Genomic DNA, 15,544 nt, shown 5'->3' with positions numbered 1-15,544 from the left:
ACGACTTCATACAAGTTGGCTATCCTTGTTGATTCTTTATGTAAGAAATCTAGTCTTTGGTTCGATATATGTCTATGTAATTTCGCTACTTTTTTCTTGCTTTTTCTCTATTATTTTACTCTTTCTCCTTTCTGTTTGATATATTTTATGACAACCTTATGTTTATTGCATATTTTTTGTGATAATAACTTGATATTATCTGTTATATACTTATTTGATAGCAATCGTTTTCTATATTTACATACAAAAATTAGATGATATTGTAACAAATAGTTATGATGGCTTCCACTTTTCCAATCATTCATTTTATCTACCTCGATAAGGATTATAAAAAAATCTTGATACAACAATTCATCCCACGAAGCTAAATCTTCGAAGATTTCTTGGCACTAATTTTAAAATATTCTCATGTATTACATAAAAAAATTAGCTATTACTCCGAAAAACTTATTGAACTATTTTAGTAAAAATAAAAATACCATATTTATAAAAAAATTACAACGAATAACTCATCTTTAACTACTATGGAAGTGAATTATATATAGTTTAGATAATTTATAAACACTTTCCTTTACAATTTTTTGACGAATTATTGATTTTGTAAAAAATACACATAACAATCTATTTTATTAGGAATAATTATATTTTAAGCATAATGAATTGAAAATAAATATGCAAAAGTAATAAAAATAAACGAAATAATATTTTTCGTTAGATAGTTGTGAATATGGAGTAAGTGATAAAATAAAAATTATAGAAACACAAAGGTGGTATTTTAAGATGAGTATAAAGAATAAAAAATAATATTCAATTATCGATATAATTCCCCTTAAGTAGACAAGGTAAATAACCAAATCTATTTAAGGGGGATTTTTTTTATGGATAAATATACGACAGAAATAAAGATAGCAGCATGCAAAGAATATTTTGAAGGAATATTATCACAGAGAGAGATCTGTCAAAAATACGGTATTCATTTTAATGAATCTCGTTCTAGATCAATTCTTGGTGAATGGATTGTGCGATATCAAGAGTTAGGTGCAAATGCCTTTATTAAACCTAAAGGAAATCGAACCTATTATCGTGACGAAAAAATCCGTATTGTTGAAGAATATTTAGAAGGAAAAGGGAGTCTACAATCCATCGCTACAAAATATGGAATTCCTTCAAAAGAGACACTTCGTAAGTGGGTTTTATTGTATAATGCCAATAGAGAACTTAAGGATTATATTCCTAAACAGGAGGTCTATATGGCAGAAGCAAGAAGAAAGACAACTTTAGAAGAACGTAAAGAAATTGTAGAGTACTGTTTATCACATAACAGAGATTACAAAAGTACAGCTAGTATATTTGAGGTTTCGTACAATCAAGTTTATACATGGGTAAAGAAATATGATACAACTGGAGAAGAAGGATTAATCGACAAACGTGGCCGTCATAAAACAGACGATGAAGTAGATGAATTAGAGCGTCTTCGCAGAGAAAACAAGCGCTTAAAACGTAAACTTGAAGAAAATGATATGTTGGTACAGTTGTTAAAAAAAGTGAAAGAATTCGAAAGGATGTGAGTCTTGGTAAACAACGTTACGCATCAAAATATATGGCTATTAAATATTTCTATGAAAACAAGGGATGGAGCATAAACTGGATGTGTAAGCAGTTGTCTATTTCCAGAGCTGGTTATTATAAGTGGTTGCATAGAGAAATCCCAATTCAAGAACAAGAAAATATTGAACTGGCTAATCTTATTAGAGAGTATGATACACGTTTCAATCATATATTAGGCTATAGAAGAATGACTTCTTGGATTAATCATTTTAATCATACTAACTATAGCAAAAAACGTGTTCATAGAATTATGAAAAAGTTAAATATTCATTCTGTTATACGAAAGAAAAAGAAGAAATATTTGCCTTCAACACCACAAGCTGTTGCAGAAAATCTACTAAAAAGAGATTTCTATGCTTCTGCACCCAATAAAAAATGGGCAACAGATGTAACAGAATTCAAAATACCAGGAACGCAAAAGAAACTCTATTTAAGTGCAATTTTAGATTTATATGATAGATACCCTGTTGCGCATGTTATTAGTGGTAGAAATGATAATAGATTGGTTTTTAAGACATTTGATAAAGCAATTGAAGCGAACCCAGACGCAAAACCTATTTTCCATAGCGATAGAGGTTTCCAGTATACGAGTAAAGTCTTTCGAAGAAAACTAATTAATCAAGAAATGGTGCAATCGATGTCTAGAGTTGGACACTGTATAGATAACGCTCCAACAGAAGGATTTTGGGCTATCATAAAAACTGAAATGTATCAACTTTATAAAATCACAGACGAAGAATCTTTAAGGTATGCAATCAATGATTACATACGATTTTATTCTACAGAACGACCTCAGGACAGATATCATTGTAAAACACCTTTAGAAGTTAGGAATGAAGCGTTATTCGGCGCAACAAGTAATGAGTATCCTATTGCTCATAATAAAAGAATTGAAAAGTACAAAGAACAATGGAACGCATAGAAAAACGACCACACAAATCAGTGTGATCGTTACTTACACTTTATTTTAGATATTTAACCTGTCTACTTGACAGGAGGCATATCATATACCCTCTTCGCTTTTTATATTCACTAAATAAAATTCAACTGATTTGGTCTTAAAAAAAACTCTCAATGGTAAAATAATAAATACTTTAGCCTCGAGAGAAAATTTAGATAATTTTTTATATTTTACATATTCGTTACATCAATCGTTCCATTAAGCATTAAATAAATACTTAGAACTGCTCCCACTATTACAAAAATAGCTCCAATAAATTCTGCTTTATTAAACACCTGCTTATTATGTTGTTTTCTTGCAGTAATATATAACAACATTCCTGGAGCAAATAGTAAAGTTGTTACTAATATATAAGTATATCCAGAAGCATACATACAATACGCCATGTATATTGTTGAAATGATCCCTAAAAAAACATTTTTAGATACTTTTTCATCCCATTTCCAAGATAACTTAGCATAACTCAATGACACGAAGAAATATGGAACTAACATCGTGCTTGATGCTAATAAAGCCATAAAGTTGTAAGCACGGTCATTAATTAATAATGATAAATAGAAAAATTGAACCAATCCATTACTTACCAAAAGAGCTGTAGTTGGTGCTGCATATTTATTTTCTTTTAAGAAGAACTTAGGGAAAACTTCATCCTTCGCTGCTTGATATAAAATTTCACCACTAAACATTGTACAAGCAAACCAACAACCGATTGCTGAGATAGCAACACCTGCATTAATTAACATCGCACCCCATTTACCAACAACCGACTCCATAACAAAAGCCATCGCTGGTTTATCTAAATTAGCCAATTCAGGTTGAGTCAATACAGCAAAACTAGATACTGTTGCTAATAAATAAATCGACGTAATAATCACAAAACTTAAAATAATAGCACGACCAACAATTTGTTTATTATTTGCACGAGCTGAATACACTACCGCACCTTCAACACCTACGAATACCCAAACTGCAGAAACCATTGCTTTACTAATTTGTGGTCCTACTTCTGCCCAAATAAAATCATTGTTAACCGTACCCCAAAAATTTGCTGAAAACAAATCTGCATCAAAAGCTATTATTAACGTTAAAATAAAAATTGCAAGTGGAATTAATTTAGCTATTGTAATAATCCCATTAATATTAGCTGCGAAATTGGCACCTTTTAAAATTGTAAAGTGCATTATCCACAATAACAATGATGCTCCAATCACAGAAGCCAAGTTAGAACCATCACCAAAGATTGGAAAGAAATATCCTAAAGCACTAAATGCCAACGAACCCAAGGCAACATTCCCTAAGAAAATTGATAGCCAATAACCTAACGCACTATTAAAGCCAACGAAGCTTCCCATACCTGCTTCTGCATAACTATAAATACCAGCATCTAATTCAGGTAATTTCTCATTAAAGTGTTGTAAGCAAAGTACAAAAATCCCCATACCAATTCCTGAAATAATTAATGCAATCGTTGTAGGTCCAGCTGAAGCAGATTTTGCCATATCACTCATTAAGTTAAAAACTCCCCCACCTACAACAGAACTAACTGTTAAAGCTACTAAACCTAATAGACCGACTTTTTTCTCTTTGGTTGACATCACATATTCCCCCTTTATATCATAACTTTTTCAACATACTCTGAACTAAACCCATATAATAAGTTTTCATATTGAATATTAAAAGTAACAATATCACCAACTTTAATAACTTCTTTAGCATCAGTAATATCTAAAATTGTATGATCGCTACTACCTCCAATGACTTGAATATCTGAATCTAATGGTAATAATTTTGTCATATCTCCAATACCTTGGCGACCCATCCCTAATAATGCACGTTGACGCATCCCAATATCTATATATTCCGGACTATTACCAAATGCATCTACAGAAATTGTTCCGATTGGATAGCTTGGTTTTTCATGCACTTCGACTACCTGTGCTTGAAGTTCAAAAGCATCACTATACATTTCGTCAAAAGTGTAATCAAAATACCTTTCCAAATCACGTAAATAAATTCCGTTACCAATACGTAAATGAGTTATCCCTTGTGGCATTTCATCTTTTAAAACTAAAGGTAATGAGGTTGTAGCACCTCCAGAAACCCATTCTAATTTGCGCTTAATTTTACTTTCAATAATTTGCGCTAAAGATACCAATCGTCCTAAATTTTTATTATCTGGTGCAATTGATCCATAACATCCCAAATTTGTTCCGATACCTTTTAAAATCAAATTAGGACAATCACTTTCAACAAATAAAGCTGCTTTAAACAATTCTTCTTCATTAAAAAAGCCTTCACGTAAATCTCCTAAATCTACCATCAACAAAACTTCATGCTTAATATTTTTTGAAGCAGATACCTTTTGCAATTCTTTTAGCGTAACTATTTCCGAATTCAAACTACAATCAGCAACTTCCACTAATTCTTCTAATTCTGTCAGCATAGGAACTCTCAAAGCTAAGGTATGTGTCGATGGTGAAACTTCTTTAATAGCACGTAATTGATTCAAGCGTGATGAAGCTAGGTGTTTAATATTCGAAGCTAAAAAGCACTCTAAAACCAATGAATTTCCATTTACACCTTTAATAACACCACTTACTGTAATATTATTTGACCGACAAACAAAATCAACTGTATTCATATTGTGAATTAACTTCTCTTTATTAATGATTATTCGTGGAAATCTTATTTTATTCATATGATTACCCCCTAATTTTTGATACATAAAAAGGCTACAAAACAAAATATATTTTGCAGCCTCAAAATTTTTCAGACTAGAAACGTAATGATAGACAGCTTAAACCACCATCAATTTTTCTGAATTCAGATGTATCTACTACTAAAACTTTATAGCCTAATGCTTCAATTTTAGCTTGAACTTTAGGATATCCTTCGGGAACAATTACATAATCGTTAACCCAAATACAGTTAGCGCCGTATGCTTCATCTAAGTCAATTTCAATTTTATTAAAGTCTGCAAATTCTTCTTTAGTTTTAAATTCGCCTGCGACTAGTAAGTTATTATTTTCTAAATAAGCTAAGCCTGTTTTAAGGTGAAGCATTTCATCCATTTCAACCATTTGGCCTGATAATCCATATTTTTCTAAAATTTCAATCATTTGTTTAGCTCCTGCTTCATTAGTTCTTGCAGATAAGCCAATGTAGAAGTGATCCCCTACCATCATGATATCTCCAGCTTCAACTGTTCCAGGTTCCGTAATATACTCAACATTTGTATAGAATTTTTTCAAAGCTTCTAACATATCTGGTAGCGCTGCTTCTTGACGGCGTGTTTCAGCTCCCGGACGAGTAATAATAACACATTTTGAAGTACATAACGCAACATCTTCTACGAAACAAGCATCTGGAAATTCATCTTGCGGTTCTAAAACAGTTACATTAACACCTGTTTTAGTTAAAGCACTGACATAATTTTCATGTTGCATTAACGCTTTACTATATATTGGTTTACCTTCATTAGCACTAGTTAAACCTTCTGAAATACTTTGTGATGGTACACGAACAATAACATTTTTAAACATTGCAATTCCTTCTTTCTTTTAATATATTTTTATTACACATTTAGTATACAATATACAATTATAAAGAGCAAGCGTTTTCTTTTATTATTTTTTTATTTATTTATTTTTACAATTTTATCTTGTACAATATAGTTAAGAAAGGATTGATCTTTATGATACCTAAAGATATCGTTTATAAATTTATTTCTGAAGAAGTTACTAAGGGAAATTTAAAAAAAGGAGACCGTTTGATTGAAACAACTATTGCTGAACATATTGGTCTCAGTAGAACTCCAGTGCGAGAAGCATTACTAGAATTATCCGCTACTGGAATCGTGGAGCGTATGCCGAATAAGGGGTTCACTTTAAAAAACTATACAGTTACAGAAATGCGAGAAATCTATCAATTAATCGGCGTTTTAGATGGAAAAGTAGCTGAACTAACATGTGATTTATTAGATGAAGAAGATTATGCAAACATGAATTTCTTGATTTCAAGTATGTACGCAGCAATTTCTAATAAACTGTATACAAAATACAATGAACTTCAGGAAGAATTTCATAATGTTTATATCCAGAAATGTCCCAATAAAACTATCGCTAAAGAATTAGACAATCGTAAGAAATTCTTTATTGGCAAAGCTTTTTTATATACAAACCCCGAACTAATTCAGTCTATTTTAAACGAAACTAATGATGAACACACAGTCATTTTAAATTTGTTTAAAGCTAACAAAAAACATGACGTACGCCACTATTTAGAAGATGTTCACTGGGCTCCAGATAAATCTACATTTGACCAGTGGTAAACATAATTTAACTAAAATAAAAAATAGTAATTTTTCAAGGTTCTACAATAAATGGTGTTGTTGAAGAAATTCTTCAATGGCATCGTTTATTTTTTTATACACAAAAAAACATCTGATACCCAATAATAAAATCGTCTAAATCTTTATAAAGGAGGGCTTCAGATGCCTAATAATAATAATTGTACACGAACTTTATTAAATATTCCAGATAAAAATATCATTTTTGATAATCTAGATCTAGAGAAGTCAAACATTTGTAACGCACCGACCTAATTCACATTCATTTTTTGTTGAATAGCTTGCTCTTTTAAATAAAGTCTTTTATAGGTTGTTAAGCCGGAAAGCGTAGCGGGGCTTTACTACCTATACAAAAAGACTTTTACAATCTGTTAAGCCATACAATGCCAAAATTCTTCGTTCACCTGATTAGCTGATTTAAAGCCTAATATTTTTCTAGCAACATTATTTCCTCTTTCGATATATCGTTTATGCTTGTTAATCAAATCATCTAGCGATTTGAATGCTTTATTATAAAAACGTTCTCCATCTACTCGATGACTACGTTCTACTTTCACATTTTGCCACGGAGAATATGGTCGTGTTTTTTTGTATTGAATACCTTTAACTTTTAATACTCGCTCAAAATAACTTAATTGTTCGGTTTGATTCATATCATTGGTAAATTCTCTACCATTGTCTGTTTGAACTGTTTTTATACTAAACCAAAATTTTTTATCTAAATCTTTAAGGAAATTAGCAGCAGTATGAGTAACACTTTTTTCATCTACAATGCTACAAACTCGTTTTCTTTTTAATTCATACCCATATGTACCCACAAAAAAATCCCCCTAAAAGCTAGATTTGTAGTCTAACTTTAGAGGGAATAAAACTTATTTCTTAACAACTTTTTTTACAATCTCCATTAATGTTTTAACATCTTCTGGATTAGTATTTTTAGTTTCTGGATTAATAATAGACGAATATACGTGAGGAATAATTTCTTTAACTCCTGCATCATAAGCAATTTGAATAATTTCTTCAAAATTATCTAAATCAATGCCACCTGTTGGTTCTAGAGCGAAATCATTTTCAGCACATGCTTGAGCAATGAATTTGAACTCGTCAATGTGTTTTATCCCTTTCATAGGGAAATATTTAATAGAACTTGCTCCCATATCTTTTAATAATGCAATTGCTGTGGCTACTGGAATTTCTGTTGGTTCTGATAACGAACTTAACGGTCCTGTGGCAATATTAACATAACCTACTTTTCCTGTTGGCGATACTAAAGCATTGACGAATGTTTCGTTTTGCCCTAACGCACATCTTGTAGTTCCTGCACCTGTAAATACTTGGTTTACATGTTGAGGATGTAATTCTTTAGCTAATCTCGTCACCATTCCACTTTGATTAGGATCTCCAGCACCTAAACCAATTGATAAGGCATTATTAACTTCTTTTTGATACATAGCCATATCTTTTAAAGCAGCTGCATCAGTAGCGTAATTTTTAGATAAAACTCCTAATACAACATTACCTTCTGCTGCTTCATAACACTCTTTAGCATTTTCTAATGAATTTGCTAGGACGTTTAAACAAATTCTTCCTTGATAAAATTGAGGTTTTTTATTCATAGTTGTTTCCATAAATGTTCTCCTTTTAACTGTTCATTATTTTAGTAATTTTTTCCACTATGCAATCCATTTCTTCTTTATTTACTGCGCGAATATCGAATTCAATAATCCCTTGATTCACTAAATAATTTCTTGTATAAATTGCTGGACTTCCATCCGTCAATTGATTAACAAGTTCCGATGCTGTTTTACGCTTCATTGGTTGTACTTTAGCTCTATAAATTTCTCTACCAGCTGGATCTTGACTTTCAGAAGCTACAATGCCATCTATATTATTTAATTTATCTAAAAATGGTTGTAATCTCATTTTCATCGATTCTCCATCTTCACTACCATTTAAAATATAGTCTTCTACTGCTTGAGAAAAACCTAAAATATTTTCTTTACCAATTTTCATTGAGCGTCCGATTCCTTTACTTTGTAATCTAACCCATTGAATAGCTTTCTGATTACCAAATACTAAACCTGAGCTAGGTCCTTCAATAGCTTTTGCACCACTAAAGATTACTAAATCGCTACCCATTTTTGCATATTTTTTAATATCACTTTCTGCTGCTGCATCTATAATAATTGGAATATTTACTTTTTTTGCTACAGCAATAGCTTCTTCAACAGATAACATGCTTTTTTGAACGGTGTGATGGCTTTTAACATATAGAATAGCTGCTGTATTATCTGTTACCTGACTTATAATATGATCAGCAGTACACATATTTGCATAACCTGCCTCCACAACAGTCCCTCCACCTTGCTCAATCATTACTTCAACAGCTGTCCCATAATCTACATTATGACCTTTCGGAATAATAATCTCACGTTTCAATATTCTGTTTGAATATGGGTGGTATAAATGATACAAGCTTCCTTTCCCAATTAAACCTGCTACTGATAATGCAATACCAGCAGAAGCGGATGATACAATTGTTGCATCTTCACATGATAATAAATCTGCAATATAGTTACCAGTTTTCACTAATAAATCATCCATTTCAAAAAAGTTGCTTCCTCCATACTGTTGAGCTATTTTTGTACTCTCTGATAGTTTTGAAACTCCTAATATTGTCATTTTTCCTGAAGCATTAATAACTTTATTCAAATGATATTTTTTATATGGATCATAAGTCATATACTATTCCTCCTATAAGAACCTTTTTAGGAACAATCTTTATAGTTGTTTCCTTAATATTGCCATTAGAATCTATTAAAATGTCTTTTTTATTAACAACATCAAATATTGTAATATCAGCATCATACTCTGCTTCTAATTTACCTTTATTAGCTAAATGTAATACTTCGGCTGGAAAAGTTGTAATTTTATCAATTACATTCCCTAAATCATATCCAACTGCTATTAATTTTTCTAATGTTGTAGCCATATCATGAACAGGTCCGTTTAATCTGTTTTTATGATATATATCCGTACTAATTGTCGTCGCATTAATATGATCTTTAATAGCAATTTCTGCAACTTTGAAATTAAAACTATCCGTTCCATGTCCAATATCAAAAATAATTCCTTTATTATAAGCTTTTTTCACAAAATCTTTAATTTCATTTTGACTACTAACAATGCCGTTTTTCTTACCATTAAAGCAATGCGTAACAATATCCCCTTTATCTAATAACTCAAGAATTGCTTCTAAAGAAGGTGGTGCAGAACCAATATGAACCATTAAGGGAAGATTATGATTGTCTTTTTGAATATTCTTTGCAAGTTTTAAAGGCTCTATATCATTATCTCCAACAACACTTGCACTCATTCTTGCTTTTAATCCAATAATTTTATCAGCATGTTTTTGAATCATTTTTTTAATCCATTCAGGTTTTATATTATTTAAATCTGATAATTCATCTTGTCTAACAATGCCACTTTCAGAAATATTTAATAGTGCATACACATTAGTTTTGCAAATTGAAACATTATCTAAAAATTTTTCAATATTTAATATCCCATTTGATCCTGCATCAACAACCGTTGTAACACCTTTTTTGTACCCTATTTCATCTGGTGAATCATAATATAGTGGTAATTCAGCATTACAATGAACATGACTATCTATCCAGCCTGCTGACACATATGACATACCTTTTAAATCGATTGTTTGATTTGCATCAATATCAATTTTCGCTGCAACTTCTTTAATTTTATTATTTACAATATAAATATCTATTAACTCATTATTAACAGTTTTAGCATTCTTAATTAATATTGTTGTCATAATGTATTAACCTCCTATTACTACTGGGAAAAATGCACCTAAAATCATAGCTCCAATAATAGCTCCTCCGGCAATTGGTTTTTTCAATACATAAAATCCTAAAGCTCCTGCAATAGCCCCTACTCCAATTGGAATTGATGCTTGTGCTGCACTCAAAATGATTAGTGGTCCTAAAAAACGACCTGCTGAGTTACCAGCACCCATCATTATGTCAGCTCCAAAAGTTGAATTAGATTGATTAATAGTATATTTTCTGATAAGAATAATTACACCGCCAATAACTAATCCTAAACCAAACCCTACAAGTAATGCTAATGGGAAATTATTTGTTGGTGCCGTAATTCCCATACTCAAGAAAATTGCTGGAATCCCAATACCAACACCTGTTAAAATTGATCCACCTAAGTCTAGAATCCCAACTAATGAACCTTCTAATACACGCGCAAATAAGAAACTTGCTCCAAATGCTGCAGCTGCTCCAAATGATCCCCCATCTAATCCAGCTTTTAACATTGCAACAATAGAAACTTCATTGAAAGCTCCTACCCCATGTACAATATACATATGTGTTCCTGCAAATACAGCAGATGATAATAATCCTACAACGATTGGAAATGCCCAATCTGCATACCAAAAACTTTTTTCTTCATGATTTTGTTCAAATTCAATTGTAACTTCTTCCATTATCTTTACCTCCTCAATATTTTTAGACTAAACACTAAATTGATTATGTAAATTATCTAACCAACCTGGTACATCAATTCCTAAACTTTCAATAAATCTAATGTCAAATCCTCTAAAGAATGCACTGAAGACAAATAATAATACAATAGCACACATAATACTTTTAGTAACTCTATTCCAACCTGAATCATCAACACCTTTTCCAATTAAAATTCCTAACACTACACCAGGAACTGCATTCCCCATAATAATTTGAGCCATTCCTCCGAATAATGTTCCCCAGAAACCAGTTCTAGTACCCGCATCTAATGCAGCTAACCAAAAGATAACTGGCATTACGATATTGATTAATAGTGTGGCTGCTGGAACTAAAACTGCTACCGCCGTTACTTGTAATGCAGATGGAATTGCTGCTGATGTTGCATTTAAAAATGTTACTACTGCAGCTCCAATAAATGCTCCTACAATCCCCATTTTCTTAGGATTATGCATTGTTTCTTCTAAATTTTTATTTTTAACTAATAGTGCTGCTGTCGCCCAGTTAGGTATAATTCTGTGAGTTAAATCTTGTGTAAATGCACCAGCACCTACAGCGGAAGCCCACGCATTAAAGAAAAATCCTAATCCAAATGAGAAATGCGCTGCTGCATCTCCTTCACAGGCATTCATTTCTCCTAATGTTCTAAATGCACCCAAGCCTTGTGTTTTAGGTGCGTGAAACATTCTTGCCGCTCCCATACTTGCTGAAAATCCTAATAAAGCACCGATAATAATTGATTTAATTATGATTATTAACATATACACTCCTCCAATATTATTAATTTTCTACCTTGATATCTGAAATATTAATTTTTATGATTTTCACACTAATTACTAAATCAACATAATATTCTTCTTTGTCTCTTGGAAAAAAAATAAACAAAAACTTTTCACGAGTGACTTTTTTTGATATTGTAATTGATTTAATTTCTAAAGGTTCAATTCTTAAAATTGCATCTTCACTATCTTTTAAAATCTTGCTTTGAATTTTATTTAAGGCGCTTGCTACTGCACTTTTTTTAGTTTCGCCTTTTCCACTAAGTTCAACAGTCTGTATTATTTCTTGTAACATAGCTATCTCCTAAATAAATTTTAATTTTTTATGAACTTCAATAAATGTTTCTGTTAATTTTTGTCCAAGTTCTTCTGTATCCATAAAACCAAATCCTAAAACTGTTTTACCTTCTTGAATTGCTGTAATACCTTCTTGAACTGATCTCATACCATGTTTTTCAGGATATCCATATTTAGTAGAGGCTGTTAACGCACCTGCTCCACCACTACCACAAAAAGAAATACCCATATCCGCATTTTCAGCTTGCATAACATCTCCAAGTTTCATATCTGCGCCTACACCTGGAACAACGACAGCACGTCCACCTGCCATTTCTACTCCTTTAGCAACATTTTGTCCTTTTCCTAATCTATCTGCAATAACTACTGTAATCATAATTAATCCTCCTTAATATTTTGTCTACTAGTTTCAAAATGAATAGATAATACATAAATTTCATCAGTTGGTAAATTACCAATTTGTTCTACAATTCTTTTTGATAAATCAATAGAATTAGCTGATACTTCACTAAACATTTCAGCATCCACTGATGGTATTTTTATGCCGGATTTAGATCTAATAATCATTTCATTTAAATGATTTAATAAAATATCATATTGTAAATCCGTTGAAATAATGTCTTCTTTTTCATATTCATTTAAAATGATTTCCATTACCTTTAATAAGGTTTCTTTGTTTTCTTTTTCTTCAATTTTTAATTCAATACTCTCTGGAATTTTCATTTTTCACCTCTAATATCTAATATATTGTAATAACGCTTCAATCTCTGACTCATCGATTAGCAACTTATTATCTTTCATAATTTTTTTTATTTCTAAAATAATATTCTGTTCTATATCTGAAATTTTATTTGGTAAAAACATACTATGATATTGTTTATTAGAACAAATTCTATTAACCATTAAAAACACATGTAATAAAAATGAATCCTTCAACATTTGAGACATGTATGGATTGAAAATTTTCACTAATTTTTGATATACAATAAATGCAATCCCCATAATTTCTTGTGTATTATCAGGTGGTATATTAATTATTTCATCCTTTACTGCTTCAATTCTACTTACTTGGAGTTCATTGTTTTTTAATATTTCTTCTTTTATAGTTTTAATATTATGAATATCCTCTGAAGTGGGGAGTGGATTTACTTTAATTACTGGAACACTCACATCATTTAAAGGAAATATACTAATAATAATATCTGGTGAATTCATTTCAATCTTATCATTTACCTCTAAAACTGATGAAAAATCAACTATTTCCAAATCATTAAAATATTCGTTAATTTTATTATGTATAAGACTAGTAACACCAACACCTGTAGAACACACATATAATACTTTTAAATTTCTTTTTTCTTCATAAGAGTCATATGCAACTAAAAAATGGAGAGCTATATATACTACAGATGAATCACTTATCCCAACATCTACTGTACACAAAACATCTTCACACACTTTTTTTAATACATTTACTAAATTAGGATATTTACGTTTTATATCAAAAGTAAACGGATTAAACTCATTAACAAATATATTACCTTTTGATAATCTTAATGATAAATGTGCAAACAAATTTGTAAACAATACCCTATCTTTATTAAACGGAAAACCCATTTTTTCTGAAACTTGATTAATAATTGTTTGGGTAATAGTCTTTATATCTAATTTATCCTCACTCGGTTTCAAAATACTATTTATATAGTTAAACTCATTCATAAAAAGCGGTAAATCATATGCTGTAAATACTTTTGAAATAAAAACATATGATAAGCGATTATATATTTCCATATTTTTTTCTATATCCAATAATTTGAAATCACCAATATTACAGCATTGCTTCAATCGATTAATTGATATTGTTGTTCGAGTAATTAATGATAAAATATCATTATCACTTAAACTACTATAACTACCTGTTTGTAAAATTCCATTCAATATTCCAATTACTTTTTCGCTAGTTTTTTGATATTCATAGCCTATTTTTGCGTATATATCTAATTTAGTATCGTTATCCGTTACTTTTCTTAAAATTTGATAAAGATCATATTCAGAGATTTCATTATGAAAAATACGTTCCAATAATAAACGTTTATCAAGTTCATTCCCTTGTATCGAAAAACCTTTTCCATTTTTTCTACATAATTTAAGGTTCGACCCTAATAACTCTTCTTCTATTACATCAATATCATTTAAGATTGTTTTTTTAGATACATAAATTTCATTACTTAAATCTTCGCTAGTAATATCATTGGATGCTTCTAATAACAAAACAATTATTCTCATTTGTCTTAATTGAGGATTAATCCCTATATCTGTCTCGGTAGATTGTAACACTAAGTCTATTATTTTTTTTCTTTCTTTTTTAGATATATCTACACATACACCTTGCCCACGTTTAGTTTCTAATATATATCCTTGAAACTTTAACCATTCCTTTATATTAGCAATGTCATACTTTACCGTTCTTATACTAATATTAAATTTTTTTGATAAAGTTTTTGATGTTGTCCACTCTTGTATGTATAACAAATGTAACAAAATTTCTTTTTCACGTTGGCTTAATTGGATATCCATTCCTAATGCCTCCATTTCCGAAGCGGTACCGCTTACAACTTAACTATATATTCCATTACTTGTTTTATCAATACAAAATCCTCTCACTATCATTAGTGCAAAAACATACAATTCTTTTATTATTGATAATATTTTTTATCATTAATTGCACTTGCTGTTAACGACAAATTAAGTAGAGAAATAATCGCAAAAAAATATTCCCCTATAAACCCCTGCGTACGAATCTCATATACAGTTCTACATTTTATATTTCATCTTTATGGAAGCACCAAATTCTAAAGATTTCAAAAAAGAGTGATGAAAACAACAACAGCTAAAAAATCGGTTCTATAATTTATAGGGTTGATGAGTAAAATCATTGATCCTATTTTTTATGTGCTTATTGGCTTTTAAAAAAATAAAGAGTTAATCATTCAGT

The 15,544-nt window shown here is 30.6% G+C and carries 17 protein-coding genes and 1 pseudogene; 3 read left to right on the top strand and 15 right to left on the bottom strand.

Annotation, left to right across the window (positions count from 1 at the left end; all coding sequences use genetic code 11):
• Together BMX09_RS10530 and BMX09_RS10525 are read right to left on the bottom strand one after the other, a co-directional pair.
• Window positions 1-95: pseudogene (locus BMX09_RS10530) on the bottom strand (hypothetical protein); the annotation flags it as partial.
• Window positions 96-110: 15 nt separating this feature from the next.
• On the bottom strand, window positions 111-305 hold the full coding sequence (locus BMX09_RS10525) for a transposase (protein WP_089747753.1): 195 nt from the start codon (window positions 303-305) through the stop codon (window positions 111-113).
• A 573-nt stretch (window positions 306-878) separates the two neighbouring features.
• Between BMX09_RS10525 and BMX09_RS08705 the strand changes: the two genes are divergently transcribed.
• A complete protein-coding gene (locus BMX09_RS08705; protein WP_089747749.1) occupies window positions 879-1,568 on the top strand; it encodes a helix-turn-helix domain-containing protein in 690 nt (229 codons plus the stop codon).
• The gene (locus tag BMX09_RS08700) at window positions 1,565-2,530 is read left to right on the top strand and encodes an IS3 family transposase (RefSeq protein WP_089747747.1); all 966 of its coding nucleotides are present in this window, start codon (window positions 1,565-1,567) and stop codon (window positions 2,528-2,530) included. The genes BMX09_RS08705 and BMX09_RS08700 overlap by 4 nt, the downstream gene beginning before the upstream one ends.
• A 209-nt stretch (window positions 2,531-2,739) precedes the next feature.
• Here the strand turns inward: BMX09_RS08700 and BMX09_RS08695 are convergent, their stop codons facing one another.
• The 3 genes from BMX09_RS08695 to BMX09_RS08685 all read right to left on the bottom strand — a co-directional run bounded on the left by BMX09_RS08695 (window position 2,740) and on the right by BMX09_RS08685 (window position 6,111).
• Entirely contained in the window at window positions 2,740-4,164 is a 1,425-nt protein-coding gene (locus tag BMX09_RS08695; protein ID WP_089747746.1) for a basic amino acid/polyamine antiporter, read from the bottom strand.
• A 14-nt stretch (window positions 4,165-4,178) separates the two neighbouring features.
• On the bottom strand, window positions 4,179-5,267 hold the full coding sequence (locus tag BMX09_RS08690) for an alanine racemase (RefSeq protein WP_218138941.1): 1,089 nt from the start codon (window positions 5,265-5,267) through the stop codon (window positions 4,179-4,181).
• Between the two features lie 76 nt (window positions 5,268-5,343).
• On the bottom strand, window positions 5,344-6,111 hold the full coding sequence (locus tag BMX09_RS08685; protein ID WP_089747744.1) for a dimethylarginine dimethylaminohydrolase family protein: 768 nt from the start codon (window positions 6,109-6,111) through the stop codon (window positions 5,344-5,346).
• A gap of 152 nt (window positions 6,112-6,263) precedes the next feature.
• Here BMX09_RS08685 and BMX09_RS08680 point away from each other — a divergent pair, with 152 nt between their 5' ends.
• Window positions 6,264-6,899: a GntR family transcriptional regulator gene (locus BMX09_RS08680; protein WP_089747743.1), complete on the top strand. Its 636-nt coding sequence runs from the start codon at window positions 6,264-6,266 to the stop codon at window positions 6,897-6,899.
• A 389-nt stretch (window positions 6,900-7,288) separates the two neighbouring features.
• On the opposite strand, the gene BMX09_RS08675 is transcribed toward BMX09_RS08680, so the two are convergent.
• From BMX09_RS08675 to BMX09_RS08630, 10 genes are read right to left on the bottom strand one after another with little or no spacing between them, the layout of a single operon-like run.
• Complete coding sequence (locus tag BMX09_RS08675; protein ID WP_089747741.1) at window positions 7,289-7,735, bottom strand: integrase core domain-containing protein; 447 nt, start codon at window positions 7,733-7,735, stop codon at window positions 7,289-7,291.
• Between the two features lie 54 nt (window positions 7,736-7,789).
• The gene (gene dagF, locus BMX09_RS08670) at window positions 7,790-8,533 is read right to left on the bottom strand and encodes a 2-dehydro-3-deoxy-phosphogluconate aldolase (RefSeq protein ID WP_089747755.1); all 744 of its coding nucleotides are present in this window, start codon (window positions 8,531-8,533) and stop codon (window positions 7,790-7,792) included.
• Window positions 8,534-8,558: 25 nt separating this feature from the next.
• Window positions 8,559-9,659, bottom strand: coding sequence for a DgaE family pyridoxal phosphate-dependent ammonia lyase (locus tag BMX09_RS08665; RefSeq protein ID WP_089747739.1), 1,101 nt, complete (start codon window positions 9,657-9,659; stop codon window positions 8,559-8,561).
• Window positions 9,649-10,752, bottom strand: a complete 1,104-nt coding sequence (locus BMX09_RS08660; protein ID WP_089747738.1) for an amidohydrolase/deacetylase family metallohydrolase — start codon at window positions 10,750-10,752, stop codon at window positions 9,649-9,651. The genes BMX09_RS08665 and BMX09_RS08660 overlap by 11 nt, the downstream gene beginning before the upstream one ends.
• A 6-nt stretch (window positions 10,753-10,758) precedes the next feature.
• Window positions 10,759-11,436: a DUF4310 family protein gene (locus BMX09_RS08655; protein WP_089747737.1), complete on the bottom strand. Its 678-nt coding sequence runs from the start codon at window positions 11,434-11,436 to the stop codon at window positions 10,759-10,761.
• Between the two features lie 27 nt (window positions 11,437-11,463).
• Window positions 11,464-12,234, bottom strand: a complete 771-nt coding sequence (locus BMX09_RS08650) for a DUF4311 domain-containing protein (RefSeq protein WP_407645260.1) — start codon at window positions 12,232-12,234, stop codon at window positions 11,464-11,466.
• 19 nt (window positions 12,235-12,253) lie between these two features.
• Complete coding sequence (locus BMX09_RS08645) at window positions 12,254-12,547, bottom strand: DUF4312 family protein (RefSeq protein ID WP_089747734.1); 294 nt, start codon at window positions 12,545-12,547, stop codon at window positions 12,254-12,256.
• A 9-nt stretch (window positions 12,548-12,556) separates the two neighbouring features.
• Window positions 12,557-12,925, bottom strand: a complete 369-nt coding sequence (locus BMX09_RS08640) for a glycine-rich SFCGS family protein (protein ID WP_089747733.1) — start codon at window positions 12,923-12,925, stop codon at window positions 12,557-12,559.
• 2 nt (window positions 12,926-12,927) lie between these two features.
• Complete coding sequence (locus BMX09_RS08635) at window positions 12,928-13,272, bottom strand: PRD domain-containing protein (protein ID WP_089747731.1); 345 nt, start codon at window positions 13,270-13,272, stop codon at window positions 12,928-12,930.
• A 9-nt stretch (window positions 13,273-13,281) separates the two neighbouring features.
• Window positions 13,282-15,126 (bottom strand): BglG family transcription antiterminator, encoded by a 1,845-nt coding sequence (locus BMX09_RS08630; RefSeq protein ID WP_177159595.1) that lies wholly within the window; start codon window positions 15,124-15,126, stop codon window positions 13,282-13,284.
• Window positions 15,127-15,544: the final 418 nt, after the last annotated feature.

The organism is Granulicatella balaenopterae (genome assembly GCF_900111135.1).
Lineage (GTDB): Bacteria > Bacillota > Bacilli > Lactobacillales > Aerococcaceae > Granulicatella > Granulicatella balaenopterae.
This window is presented reverse-complemented; position numbering and strand designations above follow the sequence as displayed.

Excerpts from the sequence above, each read along its gene's own strand:
- BMX09_RS10525 (WP_089747753.1), bottom strand. The coding sequence starts at position 305 with ATGAATGATTGGAAAAGTGGAAGCCATCATAACTATTTGTTACAATAT.
- BMX09_RS08705 (WP_089747749.1), top strand. The coding sequence starts at position 879 with ATGGATAAATATACGACAGAAATAAAGATAGCAGCATGCAAAGAATAT.
- BMX09_RS08695 (WP_089747746.1), bottom strand. The coding sequence starts at position 4,164 with ATGTCAACCAAAGAGAAAAAAGTCGGTCTATTAGGTTTAGTAGCTTTA.
- BMX09_RS08690 (WP_218138941.1), bottom strand. The coding sequence starts at position 5,267 with ATGAATAAAATAAGATTTCCACGAATAATCATTAATAAAGAGAAGTTA.
- BMX09_RS08685 (WP_089747744.1), bottom strand. The coding sequence starts at position 6,111 with ATGTTTAAAAATGTTATTGTTCGTGTACCATCACAAAGTATTTCAGAA.
- BMX09_RS08680 (WP_089747743.1), top strand. The coding sequence starts at position 6,264 with ATGATACCTAAAGATATCGTTTATAAATTTATTTCTGAAGAAGTTACT.
- dagF (WP_089747755.1), bottom strand. The coding sequence starts at position 8,533 with ATGAATAAAAAACCTCAATTTTATCAAGGAAGAATTTGTTTAAACGTC.
- BMX09_RS08665 (WP_089747739.1), bottom strand. The coding sequence starts at position 9,659 with ATGACTTATGATCCATATAAAAAATATCATTTGAATAAAGTTATTAAT.
- BMX09_RS08660 (WP_089747738.1), bottom strand. The coding sequence starts at position 10,752 with ATGACAACAATATTAATTAAGAATGCTAAAACTGTTAATAATGAGTTA.
- BMX09_RS08655 (WP_089747737.1), bottom strand. The coding sequence starts at position 11,436 with ATGGAAGAAGTTACAATTGAATTTGAACAAAATCATGAAGAAAAAAGT.
- BMX09_RS08650 (WP_407645260.1), bottom strand. The coding sequence starts at position 12,234 with ATGTTAATAATCATAATTAAATCAATTATTATCGGTGCTTTATTAGGA.
- BMX09_RS08645 (WP_089747734.1), bottom strand. The coding sequence starts at position 12,547 with ATGTTACAAGAAATAATACAGACTGTTGAACTTAGTGGAAAAGGCGAA.
- BMX09_RS08640 (WP_089747733.1), bottom strand. The coding sequence starts at position 12,925 with ATGATTACAGTAGTTATTGCAGATAGATTAGGAAAAGGACAAAATGTT.
- BMX09_RS08635 (WP_089747731.1), bottom strand. The coding sequence starts at position 13,272 with ATGAAAATTCCAGAGAGTATTGAATTAAAAATTGAAGAAAAAGAAAAC.
- BMX09_RS08630 (WP_177159595.1), bottom strand. The coding sequence starts at position 15,126 with ATGGATATCCAATTAAGCCAACGTGAAAAAGAAATTTTGTTACATTTG.